The 17,499-nt window shown below is 32.2% G+C and carries 13 protein-coding genes; 7 read left to right on the top strand and 6 right to left on the bottom strand.

From position 1 onward, the window contains the following. The first annotated feature begins 208 nt into the window (after nucleotides 1-208). Both GQS07_RS04305 and GQS07_RS04300 read left to right on the top strand, forming a co-directional pair. Nucleotides 209-805: an OmpH family outer membrane protein gene (locus GQS07_RS04305; RefSeq protein ID WP_158209767.1), complete on the top strand. Its 597-nt coding sequence runs from the start codon at nucleotides 209-211 to the stop codon at nucleotides 803-805. Between the two features lie 94 nt (nucleotides 806-899). Beyond that, entirely contained in the window at nucleotides 900-3,191 is a 2,292-nt protein-coding gene (locus GQS07_RS04300; protein ID WP_158209766.1) for a helix-turn-helix domain-containing protein, read from the top strand. Nucleotides 3,192-3,264: 73 nt separating this feature from the next. On the opposite strand, the gene GQS07_RS04295 is transcribed toward GQS07_RS04300, so the two are convergent. After that, entirely contained in the window at nucleotides 3,265-4,413 is a 1,149-nt protein-coding gene (locus tag GQS07_RS04295) for an ATP-binding protein (RefSeq protein ID WP_158209765.1), read from the bottom strand. A gap of 340 nt (nucleotides 4,414-4,753) precedes the next feature. On the opposite strand from GQS07_RS04295, the gene GQS07_RS04290 reads away from it, so the two are divergent. From GQS07_RS04290 to GQS07_RS04280, 3 genes are read left to right on the top strand one after another with little or no spacing between them, the layout of a single operon-like run. Beyond that, complete coding sequence (locus GQS07_RS04290) at nucleotides 4,754-5,944, top strand: phosphoglycerate kinase (RefSeq protein ID WP_158209764.1); 1,191 nt, start codon at nucleotides 4,754-4,756, stop codon at nucleotides 5,942-5,944. 50 nt (nucleotides 5,945-5,994) lie between these two features. Then, entirely contained in the window at nucleotides 5,995-7,497 is a 1,503-nt protein-coding gene (locus tag GQS07_RS04285; protein ID WP_158209763.1) for a lytic transglycosylase domain-containing protein, read from the top strand. Between the two features lie 26 nt (nucleotides 7,498-7,523). Next, entirely contained in the window at nucleotides 7,524-8,516 is a 993-nt protein-coding gene (locus tag GQS07_RS04280; RefSeq protein WP_233269308.1) for a DUF4837 family protein, read from the top strand. Between the two features lie 197 nt (nucleotides 8,517-8,713). Here the strand turns inward: GQS07_RS04280 and GQS07_RS04275 are convergent, their stop codons facing one another. The 5 genes from GQS07_RS04275 to GQS07_RS04255 all read right to left on the bottom strand — a co-directional run bounded on the left by GQS07_RS04275 (nucleotide 8,714) and on the right by GQS07_RS04255 (nucleotide 14,847). Beyond that, complete coding sequence (locus GQS07_RS04275; RefSeq protein WP_158209762.1) at nucleotides 8,714-9,697, bottom strand: tyrosine-protein phosphatase; 984 nt, start codon at nucleotides 9,695-9,697, stop codon at nucleotides 8,714-8,716. Nucleotides 9,698-9,834: 137 nt separating this feature from the next. Then, entirely contained in the window at nucleotides 9,835-10,251 is a 417-nt protein-coding gene (gene rnpA / locus GQS07_RS04270; RefSeq protein ID WP_158209761.1) for a ribonuclease P protein component, read from the bottom strand. A 75-nt stretch (nucleotides 10,252-10,326) separates the two neighbouring features. Continuing rightward, nucleotides 10,327-12,222 (bottom strand): M1 family metallopeptidase, encoded by a 1,896-nt coding sequence (locus GQS07_RS04265; protein WP_158209760.1) that lies wholly within the window; start codon nucleotides 12,220-12,222, stop codon nucleotides 10,327-10,329. Between the two features lie 72 nt (nucleotides 12,223-12,294). Beyond that, a complete protein-coding gene (locus GQS07_RS04260) occupies nucleotides 12,295-13,908 on the bottom strand; it encodes a S8 family peptidase (RefSeq protein ID WP_158209759.1) in 1,614 nt (537 codons plus the stop codon). A gap of 78 nt (nucleotides 13,909-13,986) precedes the next feature. After that, on the bottom strand, nucleotides 13,987-14,847 hold the full coding sequence (locus GQS07_RS04255) for an MBL fold metallo-hydrolase (protein WP_158209758.1): 861 nt from the start codon (nucleotides 14,845-14,847) through the stop codon (nucleotides 13,987-13,989). A gap of 716 nt (nucleotides 14,848-15,563) precedes the next feature. Between GQS07_RS04255 and GQS07_RS04250 the strand changes: the two genes are divergently transcribed. Next, nucleotides 15,564-15,893: a HesB/IscA family protein gene (locus GQS07_RS04250; RefSeq protein WP_090404579.1), complete on the top strand. Its 330-nt coding sequence runs from the start codon at nucleotides 15,564-15,566 to the stop codon at nucleotides 15,891-15,893. A gap of 104 nt (nucleotides 15,894-15,997) precedes the next feature. After that, on the top strand, nucleotides 15,998-17,446 hold the full coding sequence (sufB, locus tag GQS07_RS04245) for a Fe-S cluster assembly protein SufB (RefSeq protein WP_090404574.1): 1,449 nt from the start codon (nucleotides 15,998-16,000) through the stop codon (nucleotides 17,444-17,446). Nucleotides 17,447-17,499: the final 53 nt, after the last annotated feature.

Here is a 17,499-nt window from a genome sequence, read left to right as displayed (position 1 = left end):
TAGAGTGATTTTAAGGGTAGAATGTGTCTATTTGTATACAATAAGAGTCTACTTTTTTAATACTGTCTTAAATCGCTTTAAAAAAGATTGTTTTAGATATAGAACATTGATTAAAAAACTTATATCTATAGGATTTGTTTATAGTTAAAATAATTACATAATACTTTAAAAGTTTTATTACTTTTACAAGAGGTTTAAAAAATCGAAAATGAAAAAAACAATTTTAATGTTAGGGTTCGCAGGATTATTATTTTCTTGCAACAATAATTCAAATGCTGCTGTTGAATTTAAAACGGCTTATGTAGATTCGTCTAAACTGATGAAAGAATACGAAGAAGTAAAAGACGTAGAATCTAAATATAAAATTCAATCTGAAGAAAAAGGTAAAAGTTTAGAAGCAGATATCGCTAAGTTCCAACAAGAAGTTCAAAGCTTCCAAGCTAATGCTCGTCAAAAAGGTCAGGCGTGGGCAGAACAAAAAGCAGCTGAATTACAAAAGAAAGAACAACAATTACAATATCAACAACAAGCAATGGTTCAATCTCTACAAATGGAGAGTGGACAAGAAATTGATTCTGTTGTAAAGAAAGTAAAAGAATATATTTCTGAATACGCTAAAAAGAACAATTTAGACTATGTATTCAACACAGAAGAGGCTTCTACAGTTATTTATGGAAAAGAGCAGTATGATATTACTGAATCTATCTTAAAAGAGCTTAACGCTAAATATAAAGGTACATCAGCAGCAACTAAGATTGATGAACCAGCAGTTCCAGCTGCAGAGAAAAAAGAAGAAACTAAATAATAGTTTTATATAATTAAAAAATCCTATGCAATTGCATGGGATTTTTTTGTTTTAGAATTATTTATTTGTTGTATTTTGTAAAAAAATATCAGAAATGAATAACTTTTCAGAAGAAGCAAAATTTGTTTTACAGTTCATTAATGAGACAAATAGATCTATTTTCTTAACAGGAAAAGCGGGTACAGGGAAGACTACTTTATTAAAAGAAATCATACAAACCACCCATAAAAACGCTGTTATTGTTGCTCCTACTGGAATTGCAGCATTAAATGCAGGGGGTGTAACGATACATTCCTTTTTTCATTTACCATTCGCAGCTTTTGTTCCAGATACGAAGAATCCACCCATTTTTACAGACAATATAAAGTTTGAAAATAAGCTTTCTCTAAAGCGTCATATGCGTATGAGTAGAGTCCGTAAAGCGTTGTTTTTGAACATGGATTTATTAGTTATTGATGAAGTTAGTATGCTTCGTGCTGATGTTTTAGACGCAATGAATTTTATGCTACAAAGCATAAGAAAGAATCCACAACCTTTTGGTGGTGTACAAGTCCTTTTTATTGGCGATTTACTACAATTACCACCAGTTGTCAAGCAAGCTGAATGGGATGTTTTGCAACGCTATTATGGAGGAGTATTTTTTTTCCATTCAGAAGTTGTGCGACAATTTCCTCCCTTGTACATTGAACTTGATAAAGTCTTTAGACAATCTGATCAAGAGTTTATTCAGATATTAAATAACTTAAGAAATAATCAAGTAACATCTCAAGATGTTCAATTGCTAAACAAGTTTATCAAAACTGATTTTGATATTAAGAATAATCCTGGATATATTACTTTAACTACTCATAATACTAAAGCAGACAAAATTAATAAAGATGCTTTAGATGGTATTGATAAAAAAGAGTTTGTATTTAAGCCAGATGTTGTTGGTGATTTTCCTGAAAAACTATTTCCATTAGAAGCTAATATGAGCTTAAAAGTGGGAGCACAAGTTATATTTATAAAGAATGATATTTCTCCTGAAAAGCGATTTTACAATGGAAAAATGGGGATTGTCAAATCACTATCAAACAATGAGATTTTTGTTCATTTCCCCGAAGAAAACGAAACTATAGAAGTTGAAAAATACGAGTGGGAGAATATAAAATATACTGTAGATCCTAATACAAAAGAAATTGTTGAAGAGGTATTAGGTACGTTTACGCATTATCCATTGAAGTTGGCTTGGGCAATAACAGTACACAAAAGTCAAGGACTTACTTTTGACAAAGCTGTACTTGATGTATCAAGCGTTTTCTTACCTGGACAAGCATACGTTGCTTTATCAAGATTAAGGTCGTTAGAAGGCTTAGTTTTACTCTCTCCTATTCAGATGAATGGTTTAGTAAATGATGAAGAGGTAATGAGCTATGCAAATAATAAAGCCACTGTAGATAGATTAACACAAGAATTGCAGTTAGCAACTAAAGACTTCCTTAGAAACTTTTTAATAGATACCTATTCTTGGTTTAATCTTGGTACGCTTTGGCATGCTCATATACATACTTATGATGCAGAAACAGATCGTAGTAAAAAGAATTCTTTTAAACCATGGGCAATTAAAACTACCAAAAGTTTGAACGATATGCTTATTCATTCAGAGAAGTTTGTTCATCAATTAAGATGTTTATTTAATGAAGAGAATTTTAGGTTTGCCCACGTAAAGGAAAGAGTTAATAAAGCTTATCAGTACTTTTTTCCAATGATGGATCACCTTGTTTTTGAATTACTTTTTAACATTGCTCAAGTTAAGGGAAAACGACAATTAAAAGGTTTTTATGAAGAGTTAGTTGTTTTAGAAGACGCTTTATTGAAGCAAGTCATTCAGATGAAAAAAGCTGAAAAAATGTTACAACTCTTAGAAGAAGGTAAGAAGATTTCTAAAGAAAATTTACGTTCATTAGAAATTAGTGAATACAAAATTAACCACTTAGTTAATATTGCAAATTTACTAAGAGATACTCAATTAGATTTAGATGAAGACGATGATGTAAGTAAATATTCCTCAACAAAAAAAGGGGAGAAGAAGGAAAAGAAAAAATCTACCACTTCAATTACTTTGGAATACTGGAAACAGAAGAAAAGCATAGAAGAGATTGCTGAAATCAGAAAACTGGTTCCTACTACTATCTATTCGCATTTAGGTAAACTGGTAGGAGATGGTTTGATTCAACTTGATGAGATACTTCCTAAAGACAAAATAGATGAATTAGAAGAGTTATTTATCACTTTTAAGGACAAACCTTTATCAGAAATAAAAGCTACAGTAGAAGACTTGTATTCTTGGGAAGAATTAAAGTTATTTCAACGCGCAAAAGATGCTTTGAAAGAAAGTGAAGAGTAATATTACAATTTGATGAACTAATACTATCAAATAAAATAGGCCTTATGTATCAATGCATAAGGCCTATTTTAGTTTATTTACGATGAATTAGTCTTGTCAATTTAATTGATAAATCAGTAAATATCATTTTCGCATTTCCATTTCGTTCAATATGGTAAATTGCATCTGACAATTCTTTATAAATGTCATTAATATTAGCACCATTGACAAAAGGGGCAAACTTTTCAAGTTTAAAATTGTCAACTGTTGTTTTATAATAAACTAAGTTTGGCGTTTGGTAATTGATTAAAAGTGCTTGTCTAAACAGTTCTATACAAAACTCAATAAATTGCTTTTGTTGTTCTCTACCTAAAGCAGCTAATTCTTCACTCCATTCAATCAACTCTTGAATTACAGCAGCATTTCCCTTGGCTCTAAAAGCAGCACGTACCCATTGAACAAACCATTTTTCGTATGGTTGTGTACTATTTTTATTGAGTAATAATTTTAATGCCTTATTATAGCTTCCTTGTGCTTGACCAGCAATTAAAGCTGCTTCTTGTCTATCACATTGTTGTTTTACAATCAAAGCTTCTTCTATCTCACGATTGTTAATAGGAGGAAAGTTAAGAACTTGACATCTTGATAAAATCGTTTGGATAATGTTCTTTACATTCTCTGCTATCAATAAGAATAATGTCTTTGCAGGTGGTTCTTCTAATAGCTTTAATAATTTATTTGACGCCTCTGTATTCATTTTATCTGCCATCCAGATAATCATAATTTTGTACCCACCCTCAAATGACTTTAAAGCAAGTTTTTTAAGAACTTCACTTGCTTCATCTACACCTATTTGTCCTTGTTTATTTTGTATTTCAATATGTGAATACCAATCAAAAAGGTTTCCATAAACATTGTCTTTGATGAAAGAGCGCCATTGTGAAGCAAACAAATCACTTGTAGCATTTCTTTTAACCGCATCTGTTGTTGCTACAGGATATACAAAATGTAAGTCAGGATGTGATAAATTATTGAATTTAATATTACAAGAATCATTTCCTCCAGTATTTTCATTTCCAACATTTTGACAAAGTAAATACTGAGCATACGCTATTGCCATAGGTAATGTACCTGAACCTTCAGGACCTATAAATAACTGTGCATGAGGTATTCTACCTGTAGATGCAGTTTGAATTAAATGATTTTTAAGGTAGGCTTGGCCTATAATATCTGAGAATTGCATAATACAAAGATATATTAAATCCTATGCGATTGAAATAATGTAAAGCATATTATTGTTATAATTGCATTACTAAATATTTGAAAATAATATTTGTTGGTCTAATTTATGTTATGTAGTAATAGAATTAGTGAATATATATTTGTAATAACAGATGAATAATATATTTATTCTAATAATTAAATATAATCTAATAGATATTACATTATTAACTATTTTTTTGATTAGTATATAATCATAATAAGTGTTAAATTTGTTTTTATACCTAACAAATATCAGATATTCTGGTGCAGGAAAAGAATTATATTTGTATATGTTAAATTAGAATATAAAAATATTTGATATGAGTTCTATCGGAAACTTAAATTTTAAAGATAAGAAAGTCTTAATTCGCGTTGACTTTAATGTGCCATTAGATGAAAATTTTAATGTTACAGATACTAATAGAATAGAAGCTGCTAAAGCTACTATTGATAAAGTAGTAAATGATGGTGGAGTTGCTATTTTAATGTCTCACTTAGGAAGACCAAAAGGAGAAGTTAATGAGAAATATTCTTTAAAACATATTGTTGCTAAAACAGCAGAAGTTTTAGGAAGAGAAGTAACATTTGTAAACGACTGTATTGGAGATAACGTAAAAGCTGTAATTGATAACAGTAAATCTGGTGATGTAATATTATTAGAGAATTTACGTTTTTATGCTCAAGAAGAAAAAGGTGAAGAGGAGTTCTCTAAAGCTTTAGCTTCTTTAGCTGATTTCTATATTAACGATGCATTTGGAACAGCACATAGAGCGCACGCTTCAACTACAATTGTAGCTAAATACTTCGGTGAAAATAAGTGTTTTGGTTATTTATTAGCTAAAGAAATAGAGAGTTTAGATAAAGTATTAAATAGTACAGATAAACCTGTTACTGCTGTTTTAGGAGGTTCAAAAGTTTCTTCTAAAATCACTATTATCGAGAATATCTTAGATAAAATTGATCATATGATCATTGGTGGTGGTATGACTTTTACATTCATCAAAGCATTAGGTGGAAAGATTGGAAACTCTATCTGTGAAGATGATAAAATCGAATTAGCTTTAGAAATCTTAGAAAAAGCTAAAGAGAAAAATGTACAAATTCACTTGCCAATTGATATTGTTGCTGCTGACGCTTTCGCAGCTGATGCAAATGTAAAAATTGTTGCTGCTAATGAAATTCCTGACGGATGGCAAGGACTTGACGTAGGACCAAAAACATTAGAGAGCTTAAAACCTGTTGTAGCTGAATCAAAAATTATCTTGTGGAATGGGCCGTTAGGAGTATTCGAGATGGAGAAATTTGCTAATGGTACAATCGAATTAGGAAACTTTATTGCGGAAGCAACTAAGAAAGGAACTTTCTCTTTAGTAGGAGGTGGTGACTCTGTTGCGGCAGTAAAACAGTTTGGTTTAGCTCCAAAAATGAGCTATGTGTCAACTGGAGGTGGTGCAATGTTAGAAATGTTAGAAGGAAAAGCTTTACCGGGTATTAAAGCAATTCAAGAATAAAATAAAAAGTACCCTCTTGAAAAAGAGGGTACTTTTCAAATATAAAACCAATGAACTATAAAGCATTAACTTTTGTTGTATGTAGTTTGTTTTCATATTCTGTATGGGGACAGAGCGAACCTATAAACACGAGTATCGAAATCAAAAAGGAAATTGATCCTGTAGTGTATCTTGACTCTATCAAGAATACATTCGTAAATCATGCTACCGGTGCTTCAATAGAAAAGCGATGGTTAAATGAGCTATTAAATCAAGATCTATTTAATGAAATAGAAAATGAATTAGCTGATGCAAATTTTGACGAGGGAACTATAGTTTTAGATGAGTTACCAACGAAACTTTTAAAAGAACGTTTGCAACGTTTAAATGAGAAAACACCTTTTAAAGTAGAATACAACGAAACTTTAGAACGTGTTATTAAGTCTTTTCTTAAAAATAGAAAACGCTCTTTTGAAAGATTATTAGGTTTGTCTGAATACTACTTTCCAATGTTTGAAGAGCAATTAGCTAAACACGACGTTCCATTAGAAGTGAAGTATCTTGCTATTGTTGAGTCTGCATTGAATCCTGTTGCTCGTTCAAGAGTTGGTGCAACTGGCTTATGGCAGTTTATGTATCCTACTGGTAAACAGTATAATTTAGAAGTAAATTCTTATGTAGATGATCGTATTGATCCGATTAAATCATCTGAGGCTGCTGCTAAATTCTTGTCAGATTTGTACGGAATGTTTGGTGATTGGGACTTGGTATTAGCATCGTATAATGCTGGTCCTGGTAACGTTACTAAGGCAATTCGTCGTTCTAATGGTTATACAAACTATTGGAATATTAGACCAAATCTTCCACGTGAAACACAAAACTATTTACCTGCATTCTATGCTACAATGTATATTTTTGAATATGCAAAAGAACACGGAATTACATCAAATAGCTCACCTTTTAAACTGGTAGAAACAGATACAATCGCTGTTAAGAAGACGATTAGTTTTGATCAGGTAGCTAAATTATTAGATGTTTCTAAAGCTGAAATAGAGTTTTTAAATCCAACGTATAAGTTGCAAGTTGTTCCTTATGTAAGTGGAAAACAAAGTTTCTTAAGATTACCTGTTTCTAAGATTGGTTTAATGGCTTCAAATGAAGATAAAATCTATGATTATATTGCGTTTGAAGAGGAGAGAAGAGAGAAACCATTACCAAGCTTGTTAGAAGTTTCTGTTGCAGAAACAAAGAGTGTAAAGTCGCGTTATCACACTATTAAGAAAGGTGAAAGTATTGGTGTTATTGCTAATAAATATGGTATTAGTGTTGCTCAATTGAAGAAGTTGAACAATATGAAAAGTAACATTATATATCCTGGAAAGAAATTAGTTGTTGGTAAAGCTACTGTGGCTCAATCAAGTGCTAAAAACTCTTTTTACACAGTTAAAAAAGGTGATTCATTATATTCTATAAGTCAAAAATTGCCAGGGGTATCATTAGCTCAATTGAAGAATATGAATAATATGAAAGATAATGATGCTATTCAGCCAGGAATGAAATTACGCATCAATTAAATTAGTTACTTAATTTTTAGATTTTCGTGAGATACCTCTATTTCTTTATCGTTTTATTATGCTTTGCTAATTGTAAAGATGCGCCAACTACAGAATTATCAACTAAATCTGTGGGGGAGTATAACAGTGTATTAGTAGTTGTAAACGATAGATTGTGGTATGGTAATGTAGGAGACAGCATTCGAGAGTATTTAGCAGCTTCTGTAGACGGAATTAGTCCGTCAGAACCTTTGTTTACTATCGAACAAATATCTCCTAATTTGTTCTCATCTAAAACTAAGGATCGACGTAATATTATTGTCTTTTCAGACAATCATAATGATGAGTTTTTCTCTCTTGAGAAGAATAAGTTTGCTTCACCACAAAACTATTTTGTTGTTAATGGTGGTTCAAAATTAGCTGTTGTAAAGGCTTTTAAAAAGAACATTGATTCTATCATCAAAACGATGCATCAATTAGAGGTTTCTACAATTACTGAGACCCTTAATGCAAGTAAATTAATTGATCGAGAAAAGTTTGAAGATAGATTTAAGATTACGATCAATGTTCCTTCTGATTATAAAGAAATTAGTAGTAATGAACATTTTGTTTGGTATAAAAAGGATGTAGCTTCAGGGAATAGTAATATTCTTATTTATGATGTACCATTAAAAAGAATATTAAATGATAAGGATACAGAATTACACAATATTTTAGCTGTAAAAGATTCTGTAAATGGACGTTATATTCATTCGATTGAAGATAATTCGTTTATGAAATTGAACGAAGGATTTATACCATTTAACAAGGAAATCTCTTTTGACAATAGAAAAGCAATTGAGTTAAAAGGAACTTGGGATATGCAAAATAGCTTTATGAGTGGTCCATATCTAAGTTATGTCTTTAGAGATTCTACGGAAAAAAGATATTTGTTTATAGAAGGTCTCGTGTACAATCCATCGATGGGAAAACGAAACGTACTTCTTGAACTTGAAGCAATAATTCAAACAATGCGTTTTAAAATAAAGAAAAGCGAATGATCTAATCATTCGCTTTTTTCGTTTATATGTATATCTATATTGTATTGAGTTAATTTTGGGGTGCTTTTAATGGCTATTTATTAATTAACTTCTCGTAAGTTGTAAAAAAGGAGATGATAGCTTAAATAGTGTTTATTATGCTTATAAAAGACTTCAATATAGATAATACTAAAGTATCTTATTAAGAAATGAGATGTTTAATATAAATACAATTGTTTCATCAAAGGAATATCAACCGCTAACTGATTCGTCAAGTAACTTTCAACGGAACCATAATGTTGTTTGATTGTTTCAAGTGCTTTTAACAAGTATTCTTTTTTCACTGTTTGCAAGGTCATCAATGCTTCCGCTTGCTGATTATTGGCTAATAAGTATTTGTCTTTTACTACATCAATAGACAAGTTTACAAACGTATTTGTCAATAAGTAATCTGCTATAATAGTGTCGTTATCAACTCCTAATGCACTTAAAAGTAAAGCTGTTGCTAAACCAGTTCTATCTTTTCCCGCAGTACAATTATACATAAGTGGAGTAGTATTCTTCTGTAAAATAGCAAAGAAAGCTTTGTATTGTTCCTGATTGATAAGAATTAGTTGCTCATTTATGTCGGTTAAGAATTGGACAGTTTGTTCAACTTCACCTTCATAAATCATATTTTCAACTATTTCCCGACTTAAATTCCCTGGAGATATGGGCAACGAAATGTCATTTATGGTTGACGAAGGTAGTTTGGTAACCTGACTATCTCTTTCTTCATTTGTTCTAAAATCTACAATAGTGCACAATGGAATAGAAGAGAGGTAACGAAGATCTCTCTCCGACAAACTACTTAATTGACCTGATCTAAAAAGGAGTCCCCATTTAACTGTTTTTCCTTCTGTAGTTTTATAACCACCAAGGTCTCTAAAATTATTTTGTCCTTCTAAGGGCAAACATCTAAGCCCTGTGATATCATAATTTCGATTGTTTTCAAAAGCAAATAATTGAAAGGATGCTATCTGTCCTAATGATATAGAGTCATTAGAATCGCCACTTGCTATTTCTTGAGCAGCATTAATTACAAAAGAAGAATTCGCTTTATATAATTTCCAAGGCTGATTTGCCTTGATAATAGCTATCGTTTTGTTGTTCTTTTTATCCGTTTTTAAATCAATAGTTTGATTAGATCCTTTGGTACCCATAAGCATCAAAAGTGAGGCTATAATTTAGTTTAAACAATAATTACCATTCTGTATTTTTCAGTTTCTTTTAAAGAAAGAAAAGAGTAGGTTTAAGTTATTGTTTTTTAAGGATATATACAAATGAAAACGTTTAAATATTATTCTTCCTCAGAATTGGTAACAACGGCTTTTTCTGCTTTGTTTGCTTCGATAAACTTTTCAAAGAGTTTAACCATTTTTTCATTAATCTCTTGGTAAGTCAACCTGTTTTTAGATTGGTAAAACAACATAATAGCATAAGGCTGTTCGATGTTGTCTAACAACATTTGTTTGTTATGTCTATAAGCTTCGCGTAGTAGTCTTTTGAAGTAGTTTCTATCTACCGCTTTTTTGAAGTAACGCTTAGACACAGATACACCTGTTTTTAAAGGTACGTTATCGCTATTTTCACTTGGTACATAAACCATGCGAAGCGGATATTTACTAACAGATTTTCCAGTAGTAAACAGTTCGTCTATTACTATCTTGCTCTTTAGCTTTTCCTTTTTAGGATATTTTAAATTTTGTTGTTCCATAGAGATTGCAAAGGTAGAAAAGCAAACGTAATAATAGGACAAAAAAAAAGCCACATATGTGGCTTTTTTTAATAATTATTTTTTGTAGATACCATTTTCTTGATTCACATCAGCCATAAATTGGCTCGGATCAATTAAAATAGTTTTAATTGTATTCTTTGGTTTGTTGATGACAAACTTGTATTCTGGTTGAGCCCATCCCCATCCTGTCAATACTGTTCTTTCATATTCTAAGTAAGGATTTGGTTTAATCCAATGCATTGAAGTAAAAGGAACGTAGTATGTTTCAATAGTACCATCTTCATATTCTACAAGAATATCTAAAGGCATTCCCATTCTTCCAATTCGTTTTAAAGTAACTAAAGTTTGGTCTTTTTGTACTTCTTCTACAAACTGTACACTATAATCAATCGTGTTATTCGTTTGTGTCCAATCAGTCATATACCAATCTAAATTAGCTCCTGTAACACGCTCTGCCGTACGTTTAAAGTCATTTGGTGTTGGATGCGTAAATTTGTAGTCTTGGTAGTATGTTTGAAGTGTTTTCATCATATTATCCCAACCAATTAAATAAGATAATTGTGTTAAGAAAATAGAACCTCTACTATAAGCTGATATAGAATATGCTCTGTTTGTTAAGTAATGATCTGCGTGAGTACTTAAAGGCTCTTGCATATTTTTAGCTACTAAATTGTAGTAACTTTTGTAAGTAGAACCAAAAGGATTTGCATCTTCTTGTTGGTCTTTTGGCATCACTTTTAACATCGCAAGGTCAGATATAAAAGAAGTAAATCCTTCGTCCATCCATTCGTGCTTTGTTTCATTTGTTGCTAATGCGTGTTGGAACCAGCTGTGTGCTAATTCGTGAGCAGTTACCCCAACCAAACTTGGGAATGATCTTTCTCCTGTGATTAAAGTACACATTGAGTATTCCATTCCTCCGTCTCCACCTTGAATAATTGAATATTGAGGGTAAGGATAAGGACCTACATTTTCATTAAAGAATTTCATTAACTCAGCTGTAACTGGTTGTAGCTTTGTCCAGTTGTCTTTAATAGCAGGATTATCTTTATAAAGGAAATGTAACTTTACACCATTTGGTCCTTCATACGTATCGTGAATGAAGTTAGGATCTGCTCCCCAAGTAAAGTCTAACACATTTTTAGCATTAAAATGCCAAGTTAAATCTTTTCCTTTTTTAGCAGGAACTTCAGCTACATTACTATCTTGATAACCGTATCCAATTTCGTTGTTGTTAACTAAAACACCAGTACCTCCAACAATGTAGTTTTTATCTAACGTAATTTTTACGTCAAAATCTCCCCAAACACTGTGGAATTCTCTTCCTAAATATTGTTCAGCGTGCCAACCTTCAAAGTCGTATTCAGCTATTTTAGGGAACCATTGAGACATTGACAAGGCAACACCTTCTTTAGACTCTCTACCTGCTCTACGAATCATTTTAGGCGCTTGTCCTTCAAAGTTCATTGTGAAAACAGTAGAAGATTTAGGAGCAATTGGAGACTTTAATGTAACCTCTAAAACAGTTCCTACTTCTTTCGTTTCAACAGAAGAACCGTCTTGTTTTAGATTTAATACTTTTAAGTAACCAATCTCATCTTGTGTAAGCTTTGAAATTCTACTCTCTTGTATTTTTCTACCTCTAACTGTTTTAGTATCTACCATTCTTGAGTCTGGATCAGCAATATTTTTTAATAAAGCATCCATATCACTATTAGGTTGAAATGCATTGTAATACAAATGAAAGAAAACCTTTTTTAGTGTATCTGTAGAGTTGTTAGTATAAGTAAGCTTTTGTGTACCGTTGTATTTAAACTTTTTAACGTCCATTTTGACGTCCATCGTATAATCAACGTGTTGTTGCCAATATCCAGGATTTGGATTGTTTTGAGCTTGAACTTCAAAAAGAGATATGGCACAAATTGTAAGAGATAGTAATAGTTTTTTCATATCGTGTTTGAAATTAAAACTCCACAGCTATTCTTGAATAGTGTGGAGTTTTTAAATGTATTTTGTGTATTCTTATTTTTTGTTTGCAGCTAATTTTTCAGCTAATAACAAAGCATTGTATGCATTTACAAATTTTCCTGAAGTAGAAATTGATTGGAAGTTTCTAACTTCTTTTTTCTCTCCAACTACAACATCAAAGTTTACAGCAACACCTGAATCCATAATGATTTTTTTAACTTCACCAGCAGTAAACTGAGGGTAGTAAGCTCTAACTAAAGCAGCTACACCAGCAACGTTTGGAGATGCCATTGATGTTCCTTGTAAGTACTCATACGTATTGTTAGGAACAGTAGCGTAGATTTTTACACCAGGAGCAAATACGTCAACGTCGTAATGTCCGTAGTTAGAAAAACGAGCTACCATATTTTTACCAAACTGAGGGTTAAGAGCTCCAACAACTAAGAAGTTATTTGAAATTTCTGGTCCCATATTCACATTGTCGTTAGGGTAACGTTCTACACCACCTTCAATGTTTAAGTCCATAGCGTCATTTCCAGCAGCTACAACAATTAATACGTCTTTTTCTTCAGCGTATTTAATAGCGTCTCTAACCCATTGGCTATTTTCTTCGTAGTATTTACCAAAACTTCCGTTGATTACTTTAGCTCCGTTGTCAACTGCATAGCGAATACCTAATGCAATATCTTTATCGTACTCATCTCCATCAGGTACTGCTCTAACAGCCATAATTTCTACTGCGTCTGAAGCAACACCGTCTCCACCTAAGTTATTGTGGCGAGATTGTGCAATAATACCAGCAACGTGAGTTCCGTGTTTAGCCTCTTCTCTAACAGGACCTAATACATCGTTATTTCCGTATATTCTGTCATTGATGTCAGCAGGATTATCTCCAACGATTTTACGACCATCGAAATCAACGTTTAAGTGGTAGTTTAATTTGCTGTCTACATAACCTTTAAAGCTATCTAACCAAGATAATTCTCTACCTCCAGCAAGGATTCCGTACATTACATTTTTAGAGTGAATGATCTCTTCTGATGCTGTATCAGGAATAGCCTCTAAATCTTCTTTTGTATAATCTTTTTTATCTAAGAATTTAGCAACTCTTTCGTTAGCACGTAATAACATATCTAAACGTACTTTGCTTTCAAGTGCTTCTTTTCTTTCTTCTTCAAGTTGTTTTACAGCTCTTTTATATTGGTCAGAACCGTCGTCACCTCTTCTTACAACACGAACTAATTCCATATTTTCGTGAACAGACTCTCCTAAAAAGTTCCATCCGTGAATATCATCAACATATCCATTGTTGTCGTCATCAATATTGTTTCCAGCGATTTCTTTAGGATTTGTCCACACGTGTGATTTTAAATCATCGTGGTCAATTTCAATTCCTGAATCTACTACACCTACAATTACTTTTTTAGGAAGTGCTTTTCCTTTTAAGATTTCTTCATAAGCTCTATCAACAGACATTCCAGGTACTGTGTCTCTTAAAATGTCTAAGTGACTCCATCTTTGTAATTGTTCTTCAGATAATTCTGATGTTCTTTTAGGTAAATTGTCAACACCTTGGATTGGTGTGTTAGATACAATTTTTGCACCACCACAACTTGTCAAAGCAAGTGCTAAAGCAGCAGAAAGGTAAATAGGTTTAATTAATCGCATTATATTTATTTTATTGTAAATTTTATTTTCATCGCCTTAAAAGTATCAAATTGTACGCTTTAAAGCACGGTGTTAACACTAAATTAAGATATCGTTGGCTTTATGTATGTCTTTTAAGCGAACTCCCTTCTCAGTATGTTGTAGGGTTATGATTTCATTATGAGCATCATGTTCTAAAAATAAAAGCCAATTTTCGTCAGTTGCCATTTTTAAGAATTTCTCCTTTTCTTGCATCGTTAAGAGTGGCCGAGTATCATATCCCATTACATAAGGAAGAGGAATATGTCCTGCTGTAGGCAGTAAATCTGCTGTATAAGCTATTTTTTGTCCGTTGTAATTAATAATCGGAATCATCTGTTTTTCAGTATGCCCATCTGCAAAGAAAATATCGAATCCCAATTCAGAATTGTGTAGCAAATCTCCTTCAGGGCGTTGGATAAAGTTTAAAGCACCACTTTCTTGAATTGGAAGTATATTTTCAGATAAGAAAGATGCTTTTTCTCTTGGGTTTGGTTTTGTCGCCCAATCCCAATGGCTATCATTAGTCCAATATTTAGCATTTTTAAAAGCATTAACGTATCCTGTTCTATCAGAATTCCAATTTACAGCTCCACCAACGTGGTCAAAATGCAAGTGAGTTAAAAATACATCTGTTATATCATCTCTGTGAAAACCTACTTTTGCCAATGACTTGTCAATTGAGTGTTCTCCCCAAAGATTGTAGTATCCAAAGAATTTTTCAGACTGTTTATTACCCATTCCAGTGTCAATCAGAATAAGTTTATTGCCATCTTCAATAAGAAGAAGTCGCGCACCTAATTCAATCAGGTTGTTGTTATCAGCAGGATTGGTTTTGTTCCAAATGACTTTCGGAACAACGCCAAACATTGCTCCTCCATCTAATTTAAAGTTGCCACTTTCGATAGCATATAATTTCATAATGATTTAGTTTTTTGGTTGTAAGGTGCAAAATACACATTTTTATACGATACACCAACGGTAAAATTAGCTTTTAGTTTAGCTAAGTAATTCATAACTATTTATCTAAGAATCGAGGCCAAATGAGGATTTTGCAATCATAGCAACGTTTTAGATTTATGTTATAAATGGAGTATGTATATTTTTTCTAAAGTGTATGTATTTTGGTTGTACAGTTTAACATAGATTTTATACAAGCACTATACATACAGTATACAAGCATAGATTTTAAAACTACCTTTTGATGATGATATACTAAAGCAAAGAGTTGTTTTTTTTTTTCAGTATTTCATTTGTCTTTAAAGGAATAAAGTCCGAATTTTATAGTTGGATTAGTTGCCTTTAAACGATGTAAAATATTGTTTTATAGTAAGTTGGTTTTAATAGGGGCTTGTTTTCATTAATTTGAATTAATAAGAAATAGCGTTTTTAGTAGTTTTAAGACTAAAAGGGAGTGAAAGTAGCTTTTTATGTCTGTTTTTAGCGTTCCGTTTTTAGTAGTTTTTTTACTAAATGACTTAGGAATAAATAATTAAAACAGGGTTCAAACTATAGTTTTTATTGATATTAGTATTTAAACTTCTAATCGTTATAAATATGTTAGTTACTATTAGAAACCGTTTTTTTATAATACCTTTGCATCTTACATTTAGAACTAATCTATTTTAAAAAAAGGTATGATAAAGGTTTCAGATATAGCGAGTAAACGCGTCGCCCTTCTGATGGAAGATGAAGGGTTTGATTCTACAGTGGATTATGTTCGCGTAGGGGTGACAAGTGGAGGATGTTCCGGACTTTCTTATCAATTAAATTTTGATCGCGAAGTTGGTGAAGATGATAAAGTTTTCGAAGATAATGGTGTGAAAATCGCTGTTGACAAAAAGAGCTTTTTATATCTTGTAGGAACTACTTTAGAATATTCAGGAGGATTGAATGGAAAAGGATTCTATTTCAACAATCCTAACGCAAGTAGAACTTGTGGTTGTGGTGAAAGTTTTTCATTATAAGACTCATGGTAGAAAAGCGGGATTTATTTCGTTTTTCTTCCTTTTTGATAATTAGTTAAAATTAAAGAAGCGTACGACACCGTATTTGCTTTTAAGTAAAATATATGAGTAAGTATACAGAAGAAGATTTAAAGAAAGAATTAGAAACCAAGGAGTATGAGTATGGTTTTTATACTGATATAGAATCAGAGACATTTCCTATTGGTTTAAATGAAGATATTGTTAGAGCTATTTCTGCAAAGAAAGAAGAGCCTGAATGGATGACTGAATGGCGTTTAGAGGCTTTCCGTATTTGGAAGGAAATGGTTGAACCAGAATGGGCGAATGTAAGATATACTAAACCTGATTTTCAGGCTATTTCTTATTATTCTGCACCAAAGAAAAAAGATCAATATAAAAGTTTAGACGAAGTAGACCCTGAGTTATTAGCAACGTTTGCAAAACTTGGTATCTCTTTAGATGAACAAAAAAGATTGTCTGGTGTGGCAATGGATATTGTTATGGACTCTGTTTCTGTAGCAACTACTTTTAAAGAAACTTTGGCTGAGCGTGGTATTATTTTCTGTTCAATTTCTGAAGCGATTAGAAACCACCCTGAGTTAGTTAAAAAATATTTAGGGTCTGTAGTGCCTCAAACAGATAACTTCTATGCAGCATTAAACTCTGCTGTATTCTCAGATGGTTCTTTCTGTTATATTCCTAAGGGTGTTCGTTGTCCGATGGAGTTATCTACGTATTTCCGTATTAACCAAGCAGGTACTGGTCAGTTCGAAAGAACGTTAGTAATTGCTGATGAAGGAAGTTATGTTTCTTATTTAGAGGGATGTACTGCTCCATCTCGTGATGAAAACCAATTACACGCTGCTGTTGTTGAGTTAATCGCAATGGATGATGCTGAAATTAAATATTCTACTGTTCAAAACTGGTTCCCTGGAGACAGTGAAGGTAAAGGTGGGGTATTCAACTTTGTGACGAAAAGAGGTCTTTGTGAGAAGAATGCAAAAATTTCTTGGACTCAGGTTGAAACAGGTTCTGCTGTTACTTGGAAATATCCTTCTTGTGTTTTAAAAGGAGATAATTCTGTTGGTGAGTTCTACTCAATTGCAGTAACGAATAACTTCCAACAAGCGGATACAGGTACTAAAATGATTCACTTAGGTAAGAATACGAAATCAACGATTATTTCTAAAGGTATTTCTGCTGGTAAATCACAAAATAGTTATAGAGGATTGGTTCATATGGGACCAAGAGCTGAGAACGCAAGAAACTTCTCTCAATGTGATTCATTGTTAATGGGTAACGAATGTGGTGCTCATACTTTCCCTTACATTGAAGCTAAGAATACTACTGCTCAAATTGAGCACGAGGCTACAACAAGTAAAATTGGTGAAGATCAAATTTTCTACTGTAACCAACGTGGTATTCCTACAGAGAAGGCTATCGCTTTAATCGTTAATGGTTTCTCTAAAGAAGTTTTAAATAAATTGCCAATGGAGTTTGCTGTGGAAGCACAAAAATTATTGGAGATTTCATTAGAAGGAAGTGTTGGTTAAGATGTTAGATTCTTAGTTCAACTTAGTTTACAAACCCTCAAAATTTTAAAAAG

The organism is Myroides phaeus (genome assembly GCF_009799805.1).
Taxonomy (GTDB): domain Bacteria; phylum Bacteroidota; class Bacteroidia; order Flavobacteriales; family Flavobacteriaceae; genus Flavobacterium; species Flavobacterium phaeum_A.
This window is presented reverse-complemented; position numbering and strand designations above follow the sequence as displayed.

Bases quoted from the DNA above. Each gene is read 5' to 3' on its own strand.
- GQS07_RS04305 (WP_158209767.1), top strand. From the start codon at position 209: ATGAAAAAAACAATTTTAATGTTAGGGTTCGCAGGATTATTATTTTCT.
- GQS07_RS04300 (WP_158209766.1), top strand. From the start codon at position 900: ATGAATAACTTTTCAGAAGAAGCAAAATTTGTTTTACAGTTCATTAAT.
- GQS07_RS04295 (WP_158209765.1), bottom strand. From the start codon at position 4,413: ATGCAATTCTCAGATATTATAGGCCAAGCCTACCTTAAAAATCATTTA.
- GQS07_RS04290 (WP_158209764.1), top strand. From the start codon at position 4,754: ATGAGTTCTATCGGAAACTTAAATTTTAAAGATAAGAAAGTCTTAATT.
- GQS07_RS04285 (WP_158209763.1), top strand. From the start codon at position 5,995: ATGAACTATAAAGCATTAACTTTTGTTGTATGTAGTTTGTTTTCATAT.
- GQS07_RS04275 (WP_158209762.1), bottom strand. From the start codon at position 9,697: ATGGGTACCAAAGGATCTAATCAAACTATTGATTTAAAAACGGATAAA.
- rnpA (WP_158209761.1), bottom strand. From the start codon at position 10,251: ATGGAACAACAAAATTTAAAATATCCTAAAAAGGAAAAGCTAAAGAGC.
- GQS07_RS04265 (WP_158209760.1), bottom strand. From the start codon at position 12,222: ATGAAAAAACTATTACTATCTCTTACAATTTGTGCCATATCTCTTTTT.
- GQS07_RS04260 (WP_158209759.1), bottom strand. From the start codon at position 13,908: ATGCGATTAATTAAACCTATTTACCTTTCTGCTGCTTTAGCACTTGCT.
- GQS07_RS04255 (WP_158209758.1), bottom strand. From the start codon at position 14,847: ATGAAATTATATGCTATCGAAAGTGGCAACTTTAAATTAGATGGAGGA.
- GQS07_RS04250 (WP_090404579.1), top strand. From the start codon at position 15,564: ATGATAAAGGTTTCAGATATAGCGAGTAAACGCGTCGCCCTTCTGATG.
- sufB (WP_090404574.1), top strand. From the start codon at position 15,998: ATGAGTAAGTATACAGAAGAAGATTTAAAGAAAGAATTAGAAACCAAG.